This is a genomic window from Nocardia sp. NPDC051981, from assembly GCF_040680715.1.
Taxonomy (GTDB): Bacteria; Actinomycetota; Actinomycetes; order Mycobacteriales; family Mycobacteriaceae; genus Nocardia.
Genome location: NZ_JBFAXK010000015.1, coordinates 1 through 22728, shown reverse-complemented (window position 1 = coordinate 22728; position 22728 = coordinate 1). Strand labels below are relative to the sequence as shown.

16 protein-coding genes are annotated in these 22728 nt (G+C 70.7%); 5 read left to right on the top strand and 11 right to left on the bottom strand.

Annotated elements, in window-relative coordinates; genetic code table 11:
- Positions 1-7 precede the first annotated feature (7 nt).
- From AB0L60_RS24520 to AB0L60_RS24470, 11 genes are all read right to left on the bottom strand, one after another.
- Positions 8-817, bottom strand: a complete 810-nt coding sequence (locus tag AB0L60_RS24520; RefSeq protein ID WP_364617837.1) for an amidohydrolase family protein — start codon at positions 815-817, stop codon at positions 8-10.
- 39 nt (positions 818-856) lie between these two features.
- A complete protein-coding gene (locus AB0L60_RS24515; RefSeq protein WP_364617835.1) occupies positions 857-2245 on the bottom strand; it encodes an acetyl-CoA carboxylase biotin carboxylase subunit in 1389 nt (462 codons plus the stop codon).
- Positions 2242-2811 carry a biotin/lipoyl-containing protein gene (locus tag AB0L60_RS24510; RefSeq protein ID WP_364617833.1) on the bottom strand — a complete coding sequence of 190 codons (570 nt, stop codon included), beginning with the start codon at positions 2809-2811 and terminating at the stop codon, positions 2242-2244. The genes AB0L60_RS24515 and AB0L60_RS24510 overlap by 4 nt, the downstream gene beginning before the upstream one ends.
- On the bottom strand, positions 2808-4490 hold the full coding sequence (accD, locus tag AB0L60_RS24505) for an acetyl-CoA carboxylase, carboxyltransferase subunit beta (protein WP_364617831.1): 1683 nt from the start codon (positions 4488-4490) through the stop codon (positions 2808-2810). The genes AB0L60_RS24510 and accD overlap by 4 nt, the downstream gene beginning before the upstream one ends.
- Entirely contained in the window at positions 4490-6052 is a 1563-nt protein-coding gene (locus AB0L60_RS24500; protein WP_364617829.1) for a PfaD family polyunsaturated fatty acid/polyketide biosynthesis protein, read from the bottom strand. The genes accD and AB0L60_RS24500 overlap by 1 nt, the downstream gene beginning before the upstream one ends.
- The gene (locus AB0L60_RS24495) at positions 6049-8091 is read right to left on the bottom strand and encodes a beta-ketoacyl synthase (protein ID WP_364617827.1); all 2043 of its coding nucleotides are present in this window, start codon (positions 8089-8091) and stop codon (positions 6049-6051) included. The genes AB0L60_RS24500 and AB0L60_RS24495 overlap by 4 nt, the downstream gene beginning before the upstream one ends.
- Positions 8088-14246, bottom strand: a complete 6159-nt coding sequence (locus AB0L60_RS24490; RefSeq protein WP_364617825.1) for a beta-ketoacyl synthase N-terminal-like domain-containing protein — start codon at positions 14244-14246, stop codon at positions 8088-8090. The genes AB0L60_RS24495 and AB0L60_RS24490 overlap by 4 nt, the downstream gene beginning before the upstream one ends.
- 40 nt (positions 14247-14286) lie before the next feature.
- Positions 14287-14886, bottom strand: coding sequence for an SGNH/GDSL hydrolase family protein (locus tag AB0L60_RS24485; RefSeq protein WP_364617823.1), 600 nt, complete (start codon positions 14884-14886; stop codon positions 14287-14289).
- Positions 14883-16133, bottom strand: coding sequence for an NAD(P)/FAD-dependent oxidoreductase (locus AB0L60_RS24480; protein WP_364617821.1), 1251 nt, complete (start codon positions 16131-16133; stop codon positions 14883-14885). Before AB0L60_RS24480 ends, AB0L60_RS24485 begins: the two co-directional genes overlap by 4 nt.
- A 7-nt stretch (positions 16134-16140) precedes the next feature.
- Positions 16141-17874 (bottom strand): AMP-dependent synthetase/ligase, encoded by a 1734-nt coding sequence (locus AB0L60_RS24475; protein WP_364617819.1) that lies wholly within the window; start codon positions 17872-17874, stop codon positions 16141-16143.
- Between the two features lie 74 nt (positions 17875-17948).
- Positions 17949-18893, bottom strand: coding sequence for a LysR substrate-binding domain-containing protein (locus tag AB0L60_RS24470; protein WP_364617817.1), 945 nt, complete (start codon positions 18891-18893; stop codon positions 17949-17951).
- 276 nt (positions 18894-19169) lie between these two features.
- Here AB0L60_RS24470 and AB0L60_RS24465 point away from each other — a divergent pair, with 276 nt between their 5' ends.
- From AB0L60_RS24465 to AB0L60_RS24445, 5 genes are all read left to right on the top strand, one after another.
- Positions 19170-19295: a hypothetical protein gene (locus tag AB0L60_RS24465; protein WP_364617815.1), complete on the top strand. Its 126-nt coding sequence runs from the start codon at positions 19170-19172 to the stop codon at positions 19293-19295.
- A gap of 54 nt (positions 19296-19349) precedes the next feature.
- Positions 19350-19895 (top strand): HNH endonuclease, encoded by a 546-nt coding sequence (locus AB0L60_RS24460; RefSeq protein ID WP_364617813.1) that lies wholly within the window; start codon positions 19350-19352, stop codon positions 19893-19895.
- 77 nt (positions 19896-19972) lie between these two features.
- Positions 19973-20239: a WhiB family transcriptional regulator gene (locus AB0L60_RS24455; protein WP_354831710.1), complete on the top strand. Its 267-nt coding sequence runs from the start codon at positions 19973-19975 to the stop codon at positions 20237-20239.
- A 199-nt stretch (positions 20240-20438) separates the two neighbouring features.
- The gene (locus AB0L60_RS24450) at positions 20439-22046 is read left to right on the top strand and encodes a substrate-binding domain-containing protein (RefSeq protein ID WP_364617810.1); all 1608 of its coding nucleotides are present in this window, start codon (positions 20439-20441) and stop codon (positions 22044-22046) included.
- A gap of 88 nt (positions 22047-22134) precedes the next feature.
- Positions 22135-22545: a hypothetical protein gene (locus AB0L60_RS24445; protein ID WP_364617808.1), complete on the top strand. Its 411-nt coding sequence runs from the start codon at positions 22135-22137 to the stop codon at positions 22543-22545.
- Positions 22546-22728 lie beyond the last annotated feature (183 nt).

Genomic DNA, 22728 nt, shown 5'->3' with positions numbered 1-22728 from the left:
GCAGCTGTCACAGTCCGAAGACGCGGCGGGCGTTGCCGTCCAGGTACAGGGCGCGGGTTTCGTCGTCGAGTTGCAGGTCGTCCAGCCCCGCGAGGGCGTGCTCGGGGAAGATCATCGGGAAGTTGGTGCCGAACAGCACTTTCCGGCGGCCGCTGCGGGTTTTCATGTACGAGATCAGTTCTAGGGGCAGGCGTTTGGTGGTGTAGGCCGAGGTGTCGATGACGACGCCCGGGTGCTTGCGGGCGACTGCGATCATCTCCTCGGTCCACGGATAGCCGACATGGCCGCACACGATGGTCAGTTCGGGGAAGTCCAGGGCTATCCGGTCGATGTAGGGAATCGGGCGGCCCGTCTCCGATGGCCGCAGAGGGCCGGTGTGGCCGACCTGGGTGCAGAAGGGGATGCCGAGGTCGACGCAGGCGGCGTACAGCGGGTAGAAGCGGGCGTCGGTGGGTGGGACCTCCCACAGCCAGGGCAGTACGCGCAACGCTGTGAAACCTTGGTCCTGGACTCGGTGGCGGAGCTCGCGGACTGCCGTCATCGGCCGGCGCAGGTCGACCGAGGCGATGCCGGAGAACCGGTCGGGCGCTTCGGCGACCCAGGCGGCGACCTCGTCATTGGAGATGAGGACGCCCTCCGGGGCGCACCAGGCGGACAGCAGGGCGTGGTCGACGCCCGCCGCGTCCATGGCGGCGAGCGTCGATTTCAGCGGGATCTCACCGGCGGGGATGGCATCGGTCCACCGCCGCAGCGAGTCGAACATGTCATGGGCGAGAAAGCGGGCGGTGGGATGCTGCGCCCAGGCGTCGATGGTCATCTGCGCGGGCTCCTTCGCGTTGCGGGCGGCCGCCCTCCATCATGCCCGCGCCCCCACCGGACCGGTGAGCGAACCGATCAACGCCGTGTCGTGGGCGGCGGCCCGGAATCGGGGATGATCCAGCACGTCGTGCAGGAATTCCGCCGTGGTGGCGACGCCGGCGCCGCGAATGCGGGTCTCCGCGAGCGCGCGCCGCATACGGTCGATGGCCGCGGCCCGGTCGGGAGCCCACACCACGACTTTCGCCAGTAGCGAATCATAGTGCGGCGGAATGGAATAGCCCTGCGAGATGTGGCTGTCGACCCGGACGAACTGGCCGCCCGGCAGCACGCATTCGGTGAGAGTGCCCGGGGCCGGGGCGAATTCCCGCTCCGGATCCTCGGCATTGACGCGGCACTCCATGGCCACGCCGCGCGGATCCCCACCGGACTCGGCGGTCAGCCGCTCCCCCGCCGCGATCCGCAACTGCTCGGCCACCAGGTCGATGCCGGTGATCATCTCGGTGACCGGATGTTCCACCTGCAGACGGCAGTTCACCTCCATGAAGTAGAACTGCCCGTCGCCGTCGAGCAGGAATTCCACCGTGCCCGCACCGACGTACCCGGCCGCCTCGGCACCGCGCACGGCCGCCGCGCCAATCCGCTCGGCCAGCTCGTCGGAGAGCCCGGGGGCGGGCGCCTCCTCCACCAGCTTCTGGTGCCGGCGCTGCAGCGAGCAGTCGCGCAGGCCCAAATGCACAACCCGGCCGTGCGTGTCGGCCAGAATCTGGGCCTCCACGTGGCGGGCCGGTTCGAGATAGCGCTCCACGTAGAGTCGGCCGTCGCCGAAGACTGCGGTCGCGTTGGCGCGGGTCTGCTGCCAGGCGGCCGCGAAGTCGCCCGGATCGCGGACCACCCGCATGCCGCGGCCGCCGCCACCGGCCACCGCCTTGAGGATCACCGGGTAACCGATGTCGCCGGCCAGATCCCGGGCCTCGTCGACGGTGTCGACCGGGTCGCGACTGCCGGGCAGCAGCGGCAGGCCCGCGTCGGCCATCAGGGCGCGGGCGGTGGACTTGTCGCCCAGCCGGGCCATCACCGCGGGCGGGGCGCCGACGAACACCAGGCCCTCGGCCTGGCAGACCTCGGCGAAATCGGGGTTCTCCGAAAGGAATCCGTAGCCCGGATGGACTGCGTCGGCGCCGGTGGCACGGGCTGCCTCGATGATCGCTGGCACGTACAGGTAGCTGCGCTTGGCCGGGCCGGGACCGATCTGCACCGACTCGTCGGCCATCCGCACCGCGAGCGAATCCCGGTCGGCGGCCGAATGTACTGCCACGGTGGCGATTCCGAGCTCGGCGCAGGTCCGGATGATCCGCACCGCGATCTCTCCCCGATTGGCCACCACCAGCTTGCGGATGGGCCGCGTCGCCCCGGCGACCGGGCTCACCGCAGCACCTCGAAGACGATCAGCGGCTGCCCGTGCTCCACGGATTCGCCGTCCTCGACCCGGAATTCGGCCACCACACCCTCGCGATCCGCGGTCACCGGGATCATGAGCTTCATGGCCTCGATGATGGCCACCTGCTGACCGGCGCGCACCGGGTCGCCCTCGGCGACGAAGGGGGCGGCGCCGGGCTCGGGCGACTGGTAGAAGACACCGACGGTTTCGGCGTTCAGAGTGAATGTCGCTGTCTGCGAACCATTCTCCGGCTGCGCGGCGGTCGCGCCCGCCTCCGGCGCGGTCGCGACGGCCACTGCGGGCTGAACGGTCCCGGCGGGCTGCGCCACCACCGCGCCGTCGGTGCGGCCGCCGTCCCAGCTCACGTGCAGGACCACGGGCCCGTTGGCCACGATCACCGTGGTGGGAGCAGGCACGATGCCCGCGCGGACAGCCAGGGTGTGCCGGGCCAGGACCGCGAGGCTGTGGTCGGCCTCGGCGGCGCTCACCACAGCGGCGCCGGACGCGGACGAGGTGCTATCGGGACGGACGAGGGTGCTGCCGTTGTCGGTCATCGGTACTCCTGCAGATCGTTTCGGGCGACGCCGAAGGCTCGGAAGCGTGCGTGCCGGTGGGCGCGCAGGTCGGATGCGGACCAGGCCCGCAGTTCGTGCACCGCCTGCCGCAGCGCACGGCGCAGCAGCGCGGTGGCCGCGGCCGGTTGCCGATCCGCACCACCCTCGGGTTCGGGGATGACCGCGTCGGCGATGCCGAGTTCGAGCAGGGCGGCGGCGTCCACCCGCAGCGCCTGTGCGGCACGGGGCGCGGCGGCGGCGTCCTGCCAGAGGATGGACGCGCACCCCTCGGGGCTGATCACCGAGTAGACGGCGTTCTCGCAGACCAGGACCCGGTCGGCGACGGCCAGCGCCAGCGCTCCCCCGCTACCGCCTTCACCGGTGATCACGGCGATCACCGGAACCGGCAGGCCGGCAAGCAGTTTCAGGTTCTCGGCGATGGCCACCGCCTGCCCCTGCTCCTCGGCGGTAATGCCCGGGTAGGCGCCGGCGGTATCGATGAGGGTGACGACCGGCAGGCCGAGCTTGGCCGCCAGCCGCAGCACGCGCGCGGCCTTGCGGTAGCCCGGCGGCGTCGGCATGCCGAAGTTGTGCGCGGCAAGTTCGGCTGCGGTATGGCCTTTCTGGGTGCCGATCACCGCCACGGGCACCCCGTCGAGGCGGGCGAGTCCGGCCACCATGGCCGGGCAGTCGGCGGCGAGGCGGTCACCGTGCAGCTCGACGAACTCCTCGAAGGCCCCGGCGATGTGGTCGAAGGTGGTGGGCCGGCCGAGCCGCCGGGCCGCCCGCACCCGCTCCCACGGATCGGCGGGCGCCAGCGCGGCCGGATCGGTGAACACCGCCTCGGCGTCGTTGGCGTACGGCCGCGCCGGGCGAACGGTCATGCCCACCAGCCGGATCAGCCGGTCGCGCAGCGCCGACCGGTGACAGATCATGTCGACGACGCCGTGCTCGAGCAGGAATTCCGCGGTCTGGAACCCGGCGGGCAGCGTCTGGCCGATGGTCTGGCGGATGACGCGGGGGCCCGCGAACCCCAGGCGCGCACCGGGTTCGGCGATGATCACGTCGGTGGAGGTGGCGTAGGAGGCCGCGACACCGCCGTACGTGGGATCGGTGATGACCGAGACGGTCAGCACGCCCGCGTCGTCGAGACGGCGCAGCGCGGCACTGGTCTTGGCCATCTGCATGAGGGCGACGATGCCCTCCTGCATCCGCGCCCCGCCAGAGGCGGTGACCAGGATCAGCGGACGGCGTTCGGCCAGTGCGACTTCCGCGGCCGTGGTCACTGCCTCGCCGACCGCACTGCCGAGACTGCCGCCCAGGAACCGGAAGTCCATGGCGGCCACCACGGCCGGCACCCCGCCGAGCGTGCCGCGCACGCATGCCACGGCCTCGTCCAGTCCGGTCCGGCGGCGGGCGTCGGCCAGCCGGTCCGGGTAGGGGCGCGAATCGGTGAACACCAACGGGTCCGGCACGGTCGCCGCGTAGGCGAGGGGCGTGGCGCTGTCCTGGTCCAGCAGCAGCTCGATCCGCTGCGGGGCGGTGAGCATGCCGTGGCTGTCGCATTCCGGGCACACCCGGTCGCCGCGTTCGTAGCGTTTGACGTAGATCATGGCCGCGCACCCGGGGCACACCATCCAGGTGGTGCCGGCCGAGGTGCCGGTGTCGAGAATGGTCATCACTCCTCCATCGGACGAGGCAGGTACCGGGCGACCGCGGCCGGAAGCCGCACCCCGGCGGTGCGCAGCTGCGCGACGCGAGTCAGGTAGGCCGCCCCGGTCATGAGCTGATCGGCGATATCGGCGACCGCGCGATTGGCGGGCTCGGCCAGATAGCTGCCCGCCGCCCAGGTGTTGAACCCGCCCATGGCCGGGCCACACCAGATCTGGTAGTCGGCCGCCCGTTCGGCCTCACCGCGGATGCTCCAGCCCGAGGACAGGCCGAGATACCAGCGGAAGACCAACGCCATCCGCGCCTTCGGATCACGTTCGGCCGAAACCAGCTGCGCGGGATCGCGTTCGGTGAAGAAGGCCACGCAGTCCTGCCACACCGTCTGCAACGGACGGCGGAACAGGGTGGCCTCCAGATCGCCCCGGACCTCGGCCGGGATGGCGTCGATGCCGTCGTAGGCCCGGTAGAGGTCGTAGAGGCGCTGCGCGCGGGTGGCGAACATGGTGCCGCGCCGCAGCACCTGCACCTGCACCCCGAGTTCGAACATGTCCGAGGACGGCGCCATCACGCAGTCCGCGAACTGCGCGGTGGCCAGCAGCCGCTTGGTGGCCTCGCACTGCTGTGCCTCGCGCGCGGACTGATTCACCGAACCGGTCACGATGTAGGCCGCCCCCATGGCGAAGGCGGTCGCGGCGGCGTCGGGGGTGCCGATGCCGCCGGCCGCGCCGATGCGGACGATCGCGGTGGCCGGCACGCCGCCCGCGACGCGGTCGCGGGCGGCGATGAGCTCGGGCAGCAGCACCACCAGCGGGCGGCGGTCGGTGTGGCCACCGGAATCGGCCTCCGCGGTGATGTCGTCGGCCATCGGCACCCGGGTGACCAGATCACCCTGGGCGGGGGTGATGCGGCCGCTCTCGACCAGCGGCGTAACCAGTCGCTGTGGCGCGGGCCGCAGGAACAGCTCGGCCACCTCGACGCGCGACACCTTGGCGATGATCCGGTGCCGGATCTCGATGCCGCCCTGCGGATTCACCGCGAGCCCGGCCGCCCGGTAGCGCACCACCTCGGCGGTGAGGTCCATGAACGCCGAGGCCTCCACGCACTGCACGTCATGGCGCAGGCAGGCATCGACGATGGCTCGTTCCAGGGCGGGCTCGGACGGGCTGTGGATCAGGTTGACGGCGTAGGGCTTTGCGCGCAGCCGGGCGGACAGCTCGGCCAGGGCGGCCTCCACCCCGGCCGGCGGCACCCCGGCCGCGCCGTAGCTGGCCAGGTAACCCGCCTCGGCCATGGCGATCACCAGTTCGGGCGAGGCGATGCCGTTGGCCATGGCCCCGGCCGCGTAGGCGGCCCGAACCCCGTGGGCGGCACGGAAGGCGCTGTCGCCCAGTCGTTCCGGGGGCAGCGGCCCCACCGCCGCGAGAATCCGGCCGCGTGCGGCAAGTCCCTCGTCGGCGGTGGCGGCGACCCGGCCGTCGTGTCGGATGATCCAGCACGGGCGGTCCAGGTCGCCGAGCAGCGCGGCGATCTCCTCGGCCGTGTCGGCGGCCGGATTCCGGAGGGTGGTCACGACAGCGCCTTTCGGTCGGCGAGTTCGATGGCCAGGTCGATCAGCTCGTAGATGCGCAGGCCCGGCTTCCACAGCGAGCCGTCCACCACGACGGTCGCGCCGTGCGGCCCGCGGTGCACCGACTTGATGTGCGCCTCGAGCTCGACGGTGCCGTCGGTGGGCAGGAACTGACCGCGGTAGCGCCAGCTGAAGGCGATGTCGCGGGGAATCCGGAACACCGGATCGGCCATGCCGTCGGCGAATCCGGCGTCGAGCATCCACTCCTGCACGGCGTGGATCACCGACTCGACGCCCAGCGAACCCGGGATCACCGGGTCCAGGTGGAAGTGCCGGGCGAAGAACCAGTCCTGCGGATCGATGGTGCGCAGCGAACGCAGGTAGCCTGCACCGTAGTTGCCGCCCTCGTCGACCACCTCGACCCGGTCGATGAGCGCCAGCTTGCGTCGCGAGCAGGCCGGCGACGCGGGATCGGCGCGGCGCGCGGCCACGTCGATGACGCGCGGGGCGGCCTCGGGATGCTCCGACAGCCAGCTCGGCACGTACTTTCCGGCGTCGAGACCGGTCTGGTTGCCCAATGCCTGATCGCTGAAGTAGCCGAACATGGTCTCGCCGCGGTAGAACGGCTCACCATCGACGCTGAGAGTGTAGTCGAAGGTCTGCAACGAGGAACCCGGCAGGATGGTGGTCGACAGTAGCCGCGAGGACTGCTGAATCGTCTTGCCGCGCAGATCGATCTGCCGCAACACCGTCGCGGTGCCGCCCAGGTTGCGCAGGCTCAGGGTGGTACCCGGCTGGGTCAGCGTCGGCCCCGCATAGTAGCCCATGAGCAGCGCCGCCTGCAGCGAGGTCTCCATGTAGACGAAGTGCGGCATGGAGTCGTTGGCGGTGTCGCCGTAGTACCAGGAGTCGGCCGGTGAATCGTATTCGGTGTCGTACGAGGCGGATTCGAGGTTGCCGCGTTCACCGTCGAAGCGCAGCACCCGATCCACCAGCAGCAGTCCGCCGGTGGGCAGGCGGGTCGCCCGCACGCCGGTGTACTCGGCGAATTCCGGGCCCATGGCGATGGCCTGGTCGCCGCGCGCCAGGTGCGCCATGTGGAACTCGTTGAGCAACACCCGCGGCACCGCCTGGCCCGGGCCGACCTCGGCGCCGAGCCGCTCGGCCACCATCACGGTGACGGCCAGGGCCGCGCCGCCGTCGAGGGTGGCGGTCGCCTGCAGGAACGGGCGCGGCACCAGATCGAGCCGGTCCACCACCAGATCTACGATGCCGCTGCCGAATCCGGCCTCGGTCTCCCCGACGCCGCCGGTGAGTGTGCTGCCCGACAGGCACAGCGGCATCCCGGTGTACAGGGCGAACAGCTCGGCGGCCTGCAGGGCGGCCGCCCGCGGATCACCGTCGAAGCGGGCCAGCACGCGGCCGTTGCCGGTGCCGCCGTACACCTCGATGGACTCGATCTCGGTGAGGGTGAGCGGCGTCGTGGCCGCCAGCCGGGCCGTCACCTCGACGCCGGTGCGCTGATGCGTGCGGCCGAACACCGCGCTCAGCTCTCCGGCGGCCAGCCGCTCGAGCGCCGCCCGATCCAGCCGCGACACCGCGGTGCGGGCCAGGGGCTTGAAGGCGCCCTCGGGGGCGAGGAACACCGGAGTGCTCGGCGGAACCGGAGCCTGCTGCGCACCGGCCGTGACCGCCGCGGCTGCCGCCGGCAGAGCGTGGGTGGCGGCCTCGGCACCCACGGTCGCGGCACGGGCCCGTCGCCACACTTCCCGCTGCAGCGCCGTCTGCGCGGTCAGCGCCGCACGGTGCGCCTCGATGACGCCGGCCCGCATGGCGGCGATCGCGTCCGCCGCGACCGGATGCACCGGCCCGGCGCCGGACTGCGGCGCGTGCACCGGGGCGAGCGCCGAACTCGCCTGCTGCGCAACCGATGTCACCTGCTCCGGCGCGGCGGGCGCCGCCGCCGGAGTGGGCGCTGCCACGGCCTGCGGCCGGGTGCCCGTCGGATCGAAGGCGATGCCGTCGAAGTCGAGAACTGTCATGCCGTCCACCCCCTCACCGAGGTCTGGAACTTCTCCGTCAGATCGGGTGTCGTGAGCACGGCGACATCCGAGAACCGTTGCAGCACCGTGCCGTCGAGGGCCAGTGCGGTCGAGTCGATCAGGGCTTCCATCCGGCTCGCCCGGGGGTTGTCGACGACCACCAGGAAGGGCTCGCCCGCCGGCAGCGGGCGGTGGTAGTCGATCCGGCCGACGCCCAGCGGCAGGCAGGCCGCGCCGAGCAACCGGTGTCCCAGCACCAGCGGGCACTGCAGGAGCAGATCGGCCTGGACCGGATCGTGCAGACGGCTCGCGAAGCTGCCGTGCGCCACCGGATCCGCGCTCAGCGCGCATTCCAGGACGATGGCCGCGTCGCTCGCCGACCGCACCGCGCGCAGCCCCTGCAGGGCGGGCGCGTGGAACTGGATGCCGTCGCGGTAGACGTAGCTCGCGTCACTACCGGGACCGGCCGGAACCTGCTGCCGGGCAGCGGCTTCGGGCTCGTCGCCGAGCAGCAGGGTGGCCCCGAACCGGGCGGCGCCCGCACCGAAGACGGTGGCCCGCACCGCGATCCGGCCGTCCACGGGGTCGGCGGGCTCGAGTTCCACCTCGATGCTCGGGATCGGGTGATCGAACACCAGGCCCTTGAGCACCTGGAAGCCGCGCACCCCCACCACGATCCGCCCCGGCCGGGTGCGTTCGGCGAGGTTGACCATGGCGCCCAGCCCGAAGGTGGCCGGCAGCACGATGTACTCACCGATGCGGTGCGCCTCGATCACCGGCTCGGTCACCAGTTCCGCGATCCCGCGGCGGGCCCGCACCGGCGCGGGCTCCGCGCTCGCCGCCGAGAGGGCGGTGGCGGAACCGATGAGCAGCACCGGTTCGGAACGGCGGGCGGCCGAGAACTGCGCGGTGAACGCGGCGGCGCCGGCGGCCGGCGCCAGCAGCGGCACGCCGCGGGACCGGAAGTGTTCCCGCAGTTCGGGAGTCACCATGCCGCCGTCCCAGGCGCCCCAGTCCAGGGCGGTGACCCGGCGGTCCGGATCCCGGGCGCCCCAGCTGACCGCGAACCGGCCCAGCGCCTCGTTGGCCGCCGCGTAGTCGGCCTGTCCGGTGTTGCCGAACAGTCCGGCCACCGAGGTGAACAGCACCAGATGCCGAACGTCTCCGGCCGCCTCCAGCACAGCGGCCAGCCCGGCCAGCTTGGGCCCGAGCACCCGCCTGATCGACTCGGCTGTCTTATCCGGGATGAGTGAATCCGCGAGCACTCCGGCCCCGTGCACCACACCGGTGATCGCGCCACGCCGCACACCGGCGGCCGCCGGTGAGATTCCGCTGTCGTTCGAGCCGTTTCGCGCCGCGTTCGGCGCGAAGGCCGCCTGGCCTGACGCAGGTTCCCCCGCATCGGCGATTGCCGCCGGGGCACGCCACGGCGCGAGCGCGGCGGTCAGGGCCGCGGTGTCGGTGGCGTCGACGGCGAGGTATTCCGCCCGATCGCCGAGTTCGGCCAGGGTGGAACGGATTTCACGGACCGCGCGGATCTCGCCGCACGTGCGGTCGATATCGCGCGGGGTGACCCCGGCCCCGGCCAGAGCACGCACTGCGGCGGGCTTCAGATCGGCATCGGCCACACCGCTGGCCCAGTCCGGATCGTCGGTCAACTCGGTGCGGCCCAGCAGGACGAAGCGGCACTCACTGGTGCGGGCCAGTTCGAGCACGCAGGTAGCGGTGACGCCGCGGGCCCCGCCCGTCACCACCAGGGTGTCGTCGGCCGTCAGCAGCGACGGACCGAAATCTGTTCCGGCGCGGATGACTTCCACGGTGCGTGCCACATCGTGCCGACTCGGCACCAGAGTGCGGCGGACATCGTCGGCGTCGATGCCGACCTCGGGAGTATCGACGGCGGTGTCACAGAGTTCCTCGAGCACGACCTCGGCCAGCCGCTGTGGCAGTATTCGCGGGTCGATGTCCAGAGCCCGGCAGAACAGCGCGGGCTGTTCCGCGGCCAGGGTTTTCACCAGTCCACCCAGGCCGCCCAGCAGGGCCGCCACCGGTTCCGCGTCACCACGGAATCCGAGGTGCCCATCGAGCCGGGTGATGGTCGCGAACCCGGCCCGGCCGGTCGCCGCCCGCAGCCGGGGCAGCACCTGCCCGGCCACCAGGATGGCGTCGCTCAGGATGGCCTGCGCCTGAACCCATTCGGTCGCCACACCGGCGACCACGACGCAGGCGTCGACCGGACCGGTGCCGGTGACCGCGTCGGGACCGGACGCCCGGCGCACCGACCAGCCGCGGGCCCGCAGCAGTTCCTCGATGGCCTCACAGTCGGTTTCGGCCGACTCGTCCAGGCACACCAGCACGGCGTGCCCGGCCGGGCGGTAGGGATCCACGGCCGGATCCACCGCTGGCAGCTCGACGAGTTCGACGACGTGCCGCGGCGTTTCGGCCGCGGCCTCAGCTTTTGGGCGGACATCACCCCCGGCCAGCTCGCCCACGATCTGATCGAGCGTGCGCAGTGTGCCCAGCTGTTCCGGTCCCAGCACCGGAAGCTCCGGGAACCGTTCCTGCAGAGCGCCGATCACCTGGACCCGCTTGATCGAATCCACCCCCAGATCCGCCTCCAGATCCATCGTGGTGTCGACCATCTCGACCGGATAGCCGGTTTTGTCGGCGACCACCTCGCGCAGCACCTGGCGCAGCGCGTCGGCGGACAGCGCCGCGTCGGCCGGCTGCCCGACGGGAGCAGCCGCGGCCTGCCGCACCGGAACACTCACGGACGCAATCGGTTCCGGTTGCACCGGGGCGACCGGAGCGGCCACCGCGACCGAAGGCTCCAGGGCGGGCGCGGCGGCCGCCGGGGCGGGCGGAGCGGCCTGCGTCAGCGCGGGGCTGCTCACGGCCGATTCGACGTAGACCGGGATCGACGGGGCGCGGGTCACTCCGGACCCGCCCTCCAGTTCGGCCAGCTGTGCCACCACGTCACCAGCGCGGGAATGGCTTTCGCTGATGGCGACGCCGTGGTCCTTGACCGCCTCGATGGCGCGAACCAGCAGTTCGTCGACCTGGCCGTGGCGCAGCGCGCCCGCCAGATCGCGGGCCAGTTCGAGCTGGCCGTCGAGGTAATGGCGGTGGGTGTGCAGGTGCTGCACGAGCGCGCTGTCCAGGGCGCCCGGCGTGGGAATGCGGTACTGCGGTTCCGCGGTCACGGGTTTCTCCAGGGTACTGGGGGCATGGATGCCATTGGCGTGATGACGGTTGCCGGCCGGGCCGGCCGGGGCCGGAGCCACGGGGGCCGCCAGGGCGACGGGAGCGGGGGCCGGGGCGGCTGCCGGGGCCGCGACCGAGAGCTGGTAGCTGTCCGACAGGGCGGCGGCGTAGGCCTTGCGGCGCGCCTCGGGAACGTACTCGGGAGCCGAGATGCTTACCGCCATAGCGGGTTTCGCGGCCGGGGCGGCGGGCTCGGCGGCACCGTAGCGGTTGATGCCGCGCAGGTCGAAGCCGAGCACGGCCAGGCGCACCGCGGCCCGCTTGAGTGCCAGATCGCCGTTGCCGATCGGACCGGAATCCGTGGCGATGGCGATGATCTCGTCGCCGAAGGTGCGCCGCGCCAATGAGGTCAGCACCTGCTTGGGACCGAATTCGACGAACACCGTGCAGCCGTCGGCCCGCATGGCGGTGAGCGCGTCGTAGAACTCGACCGGATTGCTCAGCTGGGCGGTCAGCGTGGCCCGGTTGGCCTCGAGGTCCGCACCGTAAGACGCGCCGCGGGTGTCGGCGTAGACGGTGGCGTCGGGCGTCCCGATCTCCACCCCGGCCACCGCCGCGCCGAACGCCTCCACCGCATGCCCCACGTACGGGGTGTGGAAGGCGCCGGAGACCGGCAACGCCCTGGTGATCCAGCCCTTTTCGGTGAAAAGCGCGGTGGCTGCGGCGACCGCCTCGGTGCCGCCGCCGACCACCACCTGATCGGGGGCGTTGTGGTTGCAGATCCACACGTCCTCGACCTCCGCGATGACCTGCTCGATCTCCTCGCGGGCGGCGCCGACGGCCACCATGGTGCCCGCCTCGACACCCTCGGGGACCGTCATGGCCGCGCCGCGTGCGCGCGCCAGGGCGAAGAAGTCCTCGGTGGTCACCGCACCGGCAGCCCACAGCGCGGTGAGCTCACCGAAGCTGTGCCCCAGATAGCCGTCGGCCTTGAAGCCGTACTCGCTGAGCAACCGGAATTGCCCAGCCGACAGCGCGCCGATGGCGGGCTGCGCGAATTCCGTGCGGCGCAGCGCGTCGTCCTGCTCGGCACGGGTCTCGTCGTCGAAGGCCGGCGGCGGGAAGACCACCGCGCCCAGTCGCACCGGCGCCTCGGCGAAGGCGGCGTTTGCGGCGTCGAACGCCGCGCCCACCGGCGGATTGTTCAGTGCCGCATCGGCGCCCATGTCGACGTACTGGCTGCCCTGTCCGGCGAACAGCGCGCCCACCTTGCGGTCGGGCAGTGCCGACGCGCGGAAGTACACGCCCTCGGGGTGATCCCACTGCGGCGCTTCGGGATTGCGCACCAGCTCCTCGACCACCAGCGCCCGCAGGTCCGCGGCCGAGTCGTCGTCGAGGGAGACGAAGCCGACGCGTGCGTGCTGCTCGGGAATGTCGCCGCCGTCAGTGGCCTCGGTGCCGCGGACCGCGTCGATCAGGCCCGCCACGTCCGGCGCGTGCCACAGGTGCGCGCGGGGCGTGCGATGCAGCAGCGGGGTCCGCTCGCTGTCGGCTTCCTCGAGCACCAGGTGGAAGTTGGTGCCGCCGAAGCCCATTGCCGAGGCCGCGGCCCGGCGCACGGGGCGCTGCGGGTCCAGGATCCACGGGCGGGTGCGTGAGTTCACGTAGAACGGCGCAGCGCTGGAGGCGATCTCGGCATTGGGCGCGTCGACATTGATCGTGCCCGGCAGCACCTTCTGGTGCAGCGCCAGCGCCAGCTTCATGACGCTGGCGGTGCCCGCCGCGCCCTTGGTATGACCGATCTGGGACTTCACGCTGCCCAGCGCCGCGAACCGGGTCTCCGGAGTCGCCTCGGACAGCAGCCCTTTCAGCGCGATCAGCTCGGTCTTGTCACCGACCGCGGTGCCGGTGGCGTGCGCCTCGATGAGCTCGACATCGGCCGGCGAGCAGTCGGCGTCGGCATAGGCGCGGTCGAGGGCCACCCGCTGACCCTCGGCTACCGGCGCGTAGATGCTCTTGGCCCGCCCGTCGCTGGACGAACCCAGGCCGCGGATCACCGCGTAGACGCGGTTCCCGTCACGACGGGCGTCCTCGAGCCGACGCAGCGCCAGCATCGAAATGCCCTCGCCCAGCAGCGTTCCGTCGGCGCCGGCACCGAACGGGCTGATCCGCCCGCCGTGCGAGAGCGCGCCGACCTTGCTGAAGCACATGTAGATGAAGATGGTGTTCTCGGTGTCCACGCCACCGGTGATCATCAGATCGGCACGGCCGTCGCGCAGTTCCGCGATCGCCGTGCGGATGGCCGCGAGCGAGGCCGCGCAGGCCGCGTCGACGGTACAGTTCATGCCGCCCAGCCCGAGCCGGTTGGCGACGCGGCCCGCGACCACGTTGGCGAGCAGGCCCGGGAACGAATTCTCTTCCCACGGAGCGAAAGCCGCGACGAAGCGGTCCGCGATGGCGTTGGCGTCACCCTCGGACAGGCCCACCGAACGCGCGGCCTCCTTCAGCACCGGCGTCGAGAGCCGGGCAGCGAGGGGATGCATGAGCGGGACCGGGCCGGTGGTGCCCAGCACCACGCCGGTGCGCCCCGGGTCGTACCAGGCCGACCCGGTCGCGCCCGCGTCGGCAAGCAGATCGCGGGCCACTCCGAGGCTGAGCGTCTGCATGGTGCTCGTCACCTCGAGCTGGTTGGGCGGCAGCCCGAACTCGAGCGGATCGAAGTCGACGTCGGGCAGAAACGCCCCGCGTCGCGAGTAGGTCTTGTCGGGCGCCGCCGGATCGGCGTCGTAGTAGTCGTCCAGGCTCCATCGGGAGGCAGGCACCTCTTCGGTGCAGTCGACACCGTCGACGATGTTCTGCCAGTACTCTCGATGGTTGCGTGCCTTGGGCAGCAGGCCCGACATCCCGACGATGGCAATCGGGTCGCGCGCCAGGCGTCTGTCGTCCGTCACGGAAAATCCTCTCGAACCATGGTGTGGTGAGCCGTGTCGCTCAGGCGGCGACGATGGTGGCGGTGGTGGACGCGATCAGTTCTGCCGCGGCGGCGGCGAACAGGCGATGACCGGACGGGCTCGGGTGCAGCCCGTCCTCGGTCCAGGTGCCGGCCAGCTCCCATTCGGGGCGGACCGACAGGTCCAGCAGCAGGACGCCGTGGGCGGCCGTGACCCGGGCCATGACCGCGTTGGCGAAGGCGAATCGCTCGCGCAGCAGGCCCCGGAAGTTCTCCGGAACCGGCAGGCGCGCGGGGATATCCGGGTAGTCGGCGGTGAAAACCGTTGCGCCCGTGCCGGTCAGCGTGCCGAACAGGGAATTCAGGTTGTCCTCGAACGCCTCCGGATCGAAGGCGCTCACCAGATCGTTCACCCCGGCGACCACGCCGTACAGCTCGGTGCGACCGGCCCGCGGCAGCTGCTGCCGCAGGACGTCACCGGTGGTCGCGCCGTGCACGCCCAGATTGCGGATGGCGCCCGGGCGCATCCCGAGCTGGCCGCCCAGCCGCGTCACCCAGCCGCGGTACCCGCCGGCCGCGGCCGGGTCGCCGCGACCTTCGGTGAAGCTGTCGCCCAGTGCGATCAGACCCGGGGTGCTCATAGCGACGCCTCGGCCTTGGAGACGTGGCGCGCCGCCTCTGGGAAGCCGACCAGCTCGTACAGCTCGGCCAGTTCCTGCTCACCGAAGAACTTCTCCGACGGGTACAGCCCGGCGATCAGACCGAAGAACTTCTTGATGTAGTCCGGGCTCATGCTGGTCGCCCGGAACACCGAGTCGTAGTACGGGGTCAGGCTCAGCTCGGAGATGCTCAGGGTCAGCTCGTAGGTGCTGGCGCTCTGGGCGTCGCGCTCCCGCTGGTACTCGGGCAGGGTCTCCTCGAAAGGCCGTCCGCCCGACAGGCTCTCGTCGGCCAGGTCGGCCAGCAGCTGGGCGTACTTGAAGGAGTCGGTGATGCCCCAGCCGGTGAACGGGTCCTTGTGGTAACCGGCGTCGCCGACCAGCGCCCAACCCGGGCCGAAGGACTGGCGGCGGTAGTTGTCGGGGTACAGCATGGGACGGAACGGCTCCGCCCGCTTGCCCGTATCCCGCAGGCGCGCACCGAGTTCCGGGTCGATCTGGTCCACGATCTCCTGCACGCCGGCATCGGGGTCGGCGCGGAACTCGCGGAACCGGTCCCGCTTGCGCATGACCGCGACCAGGTACAGGTCGTCGTTGGTCGGCCAGGCCGCGAACTGCTGCTCACCGAAACCGGTGCGGTGGTTCATGCCCCAGTCCAGGCCCTCGTAGTACGAGTAGTAGACGAAGCACGCGGCCTCGGAACCCTCGTAGACCTGCGCGCCCACCTCCTTGGCCACGATCGAGTTGGCGCCGTCCGCACCGACCACGAAGCGCGCGCGGAACTGCTGCTCGGGACCGTCGCCGACGCGGCCGCGGATTCCGGCCACCCGGTCACCGTCGCGCAGCAGGCCGGTGACGGTGAAGCCCTCGATCATCTCGGCGCCCGACTCACCGGCCGCGTCGATAAGGATCTTGTCCAGCACGGTGCGGCGCGGGCAGTACACGGCGTCGATGCCGTCGGTCGACGGGTCGGCCATGCCGCGGATGTCGATGTCGGTGTAGGTGAAGTTCAGGTGCCGCACCGGCGGGCAGCCGGTGGCCACCACACGGTCGAGCAGACCCCAGGTCTTGAGCAGGCTCAGACCGGCCTGGTGAATGTAGTGCGTGGAAGGGGTGTCGCTCGGGAATTGCGCGCGGTCCACCGCCAGCACCCGATAACCCTTGCGTGCCAGCAACATGGCCAGCGGGGAACCCGAAACCCGGGTACCGACAACGATGACGTCGTACATGCTCAATTCACTTTCGCTTCGTCGAGTAGAGGAGATCGATATCGGTCGAATAGGTCTCCGCGATGGCCGCGCGGCGCAATTTCAGTGACGAGGTCAACAATCCGTTGGCAACGGTGAAATCGCCTGCCACAATCCGGAACTCGCGAATTGATTCCGGGCGGGACACGAGAGAATTCGCGTCGTCGACGGCGACCTGAACGGCGGTCGCCGGGTCCTGGTCGGCGTGCTCGAGTCGCCACGCCTGCACGCGCTCGGCGTCGAGGGTGACGAGCGCGGTGACGAAGGCCCGTCCCTCCCCCACCACCATGCAATTGCTGACCAGGGGATGCAGCCGCACCCGATCCTCGAGCGGGGCGGGCGCGACGTTCTTGCCGCCGGAGGTCACCAGGATCTCCTTCTTGCGGCCGGTGATGCGCAGATAGCCGTCCTCGAGGACGCCGATGTCCCCGGTGTGCAACCAGCCCTCGTCGTCCACCGGACGCTGGTCACGGGCGGCGCCCCAGTAGCCGGGCGACACGTGCGGGCCGCTGACCAGCACCTCACCGTCGTTCGCGATCCCCACGGAGGTCCCGGGAATCGGCTTGCCTACGGTGCCGAGCCGGTTGGTCTCCGGGGCGCTGACCGTCACCGCGGTGGCCGCCTCGGTCAGGCCGTAACAGTTCAGGATGACCGTGCCGAAGCCCGCGTAGAACCCGGCGGTCGAATCGTCCAGGGACGCACCGCCGGAGATCACATAGCGCAACCTGCCGCCCAGCGCGGCGGCCACCGGATCCTCCGAGGCCACCGGCCCGTCGCCGTTCTGCAACCGGAGCAGGCCCGTGACCACGGCTTCCTGCTCGGCATCCGGGGTCAGCAGCGAGCGGCAGTGCTTGCGGATCTTCTCGAGCGCGTAGGGAATCAGCGACAGGAAGGTCGGCCGCAGCCGCGCGAGCGCCGGCACCAGCTCCGGAATGCCCGGCAGCAGATGGGTTCTCGCGCCCCCGAACAGGCAGGCGAACAGCATGGTCTGCCCGAACACGTGCGACAGCGGCAGCGCCAGCGCGGTGACGCCGTCGAAGAGCTCACCGGTCTGGCGGACTGTGTTGGCCGACGACACGTACATATTGCGGTGCGTGATCATGCAGCCCTTGGACACTCCGGTGGTGCCGCTGGTGTAGACGATCATGGCCAGGTCGTCGGCCCGCACCGGCGCGATGTACTCGTCCAGGTCGGCCCGCACCGGACCCCGTGCCCAGGCGGCGATGTCCTCGAAGGTCCAGACCTCGCCGGCGCCCGCGGCGCGCAGCCGCTCCGCGTCCGCGGCGGTCTCCGCCGCGGAATACGCACTGCCGCTGTCGGTCAGGATGTGCTCGATCTGGGCGGGCGAGGAGGTCGGATACACCGGCACCACCACCGCGCCAATGGCCAGCACCGCGCAGTCCAGCAGCGCCCAGGCCAGGCCGGTCCGGCCCAGCACCGCCACCCGGTCCCCGGCGGCCACCCGCCGGTCGAGCAGCGCGGAGGCCACCGCGCGCACCTGGCGGTCCAGTTCGGCGCAGGTCAGCGGCGCGCCCTCACGGTCGGCGAGGGTCTCCCGATCGGGATGCCGGGCCGCCGCCGTGGCGACCATCTCGTACAGGCCGGCCGTGGCTGCCGGTTCGACACCGTTGCCGGTATCGGATCGGGCGGCGACCGGCGTAGCGGGGATGCCGGAACCGGGGTTCGTGACAGGCGTGGTCTTCGTGACAGGCGCAGTGTTCACGAAATGAATTCTGGTGGGCGGCAATCATTCTCGTCGCCGCCCGACCGGCCTTCCTACCGCGCGAAAGTCATTGCCTATCGAATCGCCGCCACGGAAACCGGGCGAGGATCATCGAGTGGTGCCGGTTCCGCGGATTCGACGCAATCGAGAAACGCCTCCACCGCCGGATTGGATTCCTCGGCCCGCCACACCGCATACAAGTCCAGAGTGGGCACCGGATCCAATAACTTCACCGCCACCGAATTGCTGCCGGGCGCACCCATTCCCATGGAGATCGCGCGCGGCAGCGAGGCGAACCCGACCAGCGGCCGCACCGACACCATGTGCGCCGTCGCACCCGGATCGTCGGCGTGGTGGGCCACGTTGAGCGAGATGCGGGTCTGGGCGGCGCACCGGAAGATGGTGTCGTACATGGCCGGACACTGCTCGCGGGTGAACAGCACGCAATCCTGTCCCTGTAGTTCCGCGAACGGCACTCCCGGCCGATCGGCCCAGCGGTGCCGCCGGCCCACCACGGCGACCAGCGGCACCCGGTGTAGTAGTCGGCGGTAGCGGAACTCCACCGTGCTGGGGTGGCCGTACACCAGGGCGATGTCGAGGGATCCATCCGACAGCGCAGCCAGCTGCGGTCCCGTGCGCTTCTCCCACAGCGAGACCACGATGTCGGGACGGCGTTCGGTCATGCGCAGCAGGGTCTCCGGCAGCACATGCCGGCTGGCCGGCAGGTTGTATCCGATATTGAGCGTGCCCGCACGGCCCTCGGCGGTGGCCTTGGCCGCCCGCGCGGCCCGGTCCATCTGGGCGACGATCTGACGGGCCTGCACCTCGAACTCGCGCCCGGCGGCGGTCAGCCGGACCTCGTGCGAATTACGGGCGACCAATTGGACTCCGAGCGACTTCTCCAGTTTCTGGAGCTGAGCGCTCAAACTTGGCTGGGTGAGATGAAGGCGCTGCGCTGCGCGGCCGAAGTGCAACTCCTCGGCAATCGTGATGAACGAAACCAGATGTCGGAATTCCATGACGCGGCTCCTCCCGAGCACTCGCCACGGTAGACCCGGCAGGTAACCGGTGATGAATCGCACCCGCACAACCGCCGCCGGTACGGTTACCTGCCAGTGAATCCACGATGTGATTCTGCTCTCCCTGGAACAATCACGCGACCTCGCTCGTTGTCATCCTCGCAGGGGGTCGCGGAAAATCACGACGACAACGGCAGGTCCGTTGTGCCACCATGTTTTTCACCGATGATCAGCCGACCGTCAAGGTCGTGACCAGCAGGAGAGGAGGAGACGGCAATGAATCCGTGGTTCAGCGAACAGTATCCGAGTTCGCCCGAACAGCGCGCCCTACTCGTGCGCCATGCCGAGCGCAGCCTGCGCGGCGACGACCGGAACATCGGCCGTCTCCAGGCCCACGCGTAAGCGGGCAACTCCCTACCTTCTGTTCGATCCCTTTCACGAAACATGGTGACCCCCATGCTGTTCCGTCACGCCGACGACCCGGAGATAACCACCGACAACTGGATACACGCCGGAGTGCTGCTGCTCAACGCCTCCTACGAGGCGCTGACCACGATCCGCGCCGAGCGCGCGGTGGTGCTGCTGCTCGGCGGCGCCGCCGAGACCGTCACCGATCGGCGGCCGCACTTCCCGATCCGATCGAAGCACCTGGAGCTGGCGCTGCCGGAGACCATCCGGCTGCACCGCTACATCTACCTCGAGCACCGGATTCTCGTGCACGACGACGACAGCCGCGCCACCCTGGCCGCGGTCCTGCGCCGCGACCGCTACCGCTGCGGGTACTGCAACGACTGGGCCCGCACCGTCGACCACATCCGCCCGCGTTCGAAGGGTGGGCCCAACACCTGGGCCAACCTCATCGCCGCGTGCGGCCCCTGCAATACGTACAAGGCGGACCGGACTCCCGAGGAGGCCGGCATGCGCCTGCTGTGGGAGCCCAAAGCCCCCAATGACAGAGAGCGGGCCCAGCGTCAGGTCTGGAAGGAACTGGCGGCGTCCTGAATCCCAGGACCGGGACCGATCTCGATGAACGAAGAACACCCGCACCGCGTGATCGGACATGAGAGGAGCGAGATCCGATGACGAACACTGCACTTCGGGAGCCGACCCTGGCGGATCTGCTGCCCATCTCCGACTCGAAGGACTACTGGCAGCGCGCGGCCTGCAAGGGCGACCCGAACCACGAGGCATGGTTCCCGTACCCCTCGCAGGACTTCGACTACGCCCGCACCATCTGCGCGGCCTGCCCGATCCGCCGCGAATGCGGTGACTTCGCGGCCCGCACCGGCCAGTCCGGCGTCTGGGGCGGTCACGAGTACGACCGCGGCAAGCTGATTCGCGACTGACACCTCGGCGGTGACTCCCCTCGGAGTCACCGCCGTTGTCGTCGCTGCGCCGCCGGGTCCAGGCCGGTCGGGTTTCGCGTAACCGCCTGGCACAGGTGGCTACCAACCCGTCAACATAGGATGGTCGCTCGTGGGAACTCATCGCGCCGCGGGCGGGTCACGAGGTATCAGCAAGGGACCGGTTATCGCAGTCGTCGCGGTGACAGTGCTAGCGCTGGCCGTCGTCGGCTGGGCCTGGCTGTCGGATCGGTCCAAGGAGCGCGACAGCCGCGCCGCCGCCTCCTGCGTGGAGGGCACCGCCACCCTGAACGTGACCGTCGATCCCGACATCCTCACCCCGGTCAAGGCCGCGGCCGACCGCTTCAACGCCACCAAACCGCACGTACGCGACCACTGCGCCGAGGTCGCCGTGGCCACACAGCCCTCGGCCGCCATGGTCGCGGCCTTCACCTCCGGCAAGGCGTGGGATCCGGCGCTGGGCCCGCAGCCCGCGCTCTGGATTCCGGAGTCCTCCCGCTCGGTCGAGCAGATGCGCGTGCCGGGCCTGATCGCGGGCACCCCGGCCCCCATCGCGGTCAGCCCCATTTCCCTGGCCGTCCCCGACGACCTGCGCCGCGCCCTCGAGACCGCCAAGGTGCACTGGTCGGACCTGCCCCGGCTGCAAGAGGGTTCGCTCGCCGATCTCGGGCTGCCCACCTGGGGCAAGCTGCGCCTGGCCATGCCCGCCGGGGACGGCTCGCTGGCCATCGCGGCTGTGGTCGGCTCGGGTGTCTCCGGCACCGATCCCCTCGACGAGAAGGCCGTCGCCACCGGTCAGGTGGTCTCGGCCATCTCCGGCCTGGCCGCGGGCGCGCCCGCCGCCAAGGACGTGACCGGCGCGCTCACCGACCTCTCGGGGGCCGCCGACCCGGCCACCGCTCCCGTGCACGCGGTGGCCGCCACCGAGCAGCAGATCCGGGCCCGCAACGGCCTGACCGCATTCCGCCCCGATGGCGCCGGCCCGGTCGCCGACTACCCGGCCGCTGAGCTCACCGGCTCCTGGGTGGACCAGACCCAGAATCTGATCGCGGGCCTGTTCGCCGACTTCCTGCGCGCCCCCGACCAGTCGAAGCTGTTCACCGACAATGGTTTCGGCGCCGCACCCCCGGCCACCACCCCGGTCCCGGCGAAAGCGGTCCTGGACAAGGTGGGCCAGATCCTCGCCCATCCGGTGCTCGGTGTGCAGGCCACCGTGCTGCTCGATGTCTCCTCCTCCATGTCCACCACCGAGGGCTTCGGCACCCGTCTCGCCAATGCGGCCGCGGCACTGGAGTCCACGATGGGCGTCATGCCGCCGAGCTTCGGCCTGGGCGTGTGGGAGTACTCGAAGAACCTGGACGGGAACAACCCCTACAAGGTCCTGACCCCGACCGCGCCTTTGTCGGACGATCAGCGCACCGCCATCAGCCAGGCCCTGACCACGGTCACCGCGAGCACCTCCAAGCCGGACCGCACCTATCCCACGCTGCAGGCCGCCTACAAGAACGTGCTGGCCAACTACGCCGCGGCCCGCACCAATTCGATCCTGCTGATCACCGACGGCCCCGAGGACGATTCCACGGTCACCGGCGATCAGCTGCTCGCCGACATCGCCGCCGCGACGGATCCGGCGCATCCGGTGCGGATCGACGTCATCGTGGTCGGCGGCCCCGGCACCCAGACCCTGCAGACGCTCACCCAGCGCACCGGCGGCACCTACACCAAGGTGAAAACCACCGCGGACCTGCCGTTCGGCACCGCGGTCTCGCAGGCGCTGACCACGCCCTGACCGGCCCGAATTCCAGGGCGGCAAGGGCACGGCAACACGGTGTCAGCGCTTTCCGCATTCGCCAGCAAACCCGTGGCATATTCGGCGAATGGCACAAAGCACTGGTCCTGAACCCACACTGAAACAGGGCTTCGCCGCTGGAACGACGATCGCGGCGGGCATCCTGCTGCTCGTTGTCGGCGCGCTGTCGATCCTGCAGGGCATTTCCGCGGTGGCGTCGGACGACCTGCTGGTCGTCGGCTACGACTACGTCTACAAGATGAACACCACCGGATGGGGCTGGATCCACATCGTCCTCGGCATCATCGAGATCGTCGTGGCGATCGGCCTGCTCCGGGGCACCACCTGGGGCCGGGTCGCCGCCCTGGTCCTGGCGGCCCTGTCCATCGTGGAGAACTTCCTCTGGATTCCCTACTACCCGGCCTGGTCGCTGCTCATCATCGCGCTCGACGTCGTGGTGATCTGGGCCATCTCCACCTACAAGCCCGTTACCATCTGAGCCCCGGCGCGGTGACCGTGCCCGCGGCACCGCCGCGCCGATAGTGCCTGCGGCACAAGGGTGTAGCGCCCCATCGGTTCCGGAACCGTGCTGGTCCCCGAAGACGTTCTCGCGGAGCGCCGCGTGAAAATGGAAGCGTCCGAACGGCCTTGGCAGCCCGTGAACCGCGAGCGCCCGGTGACG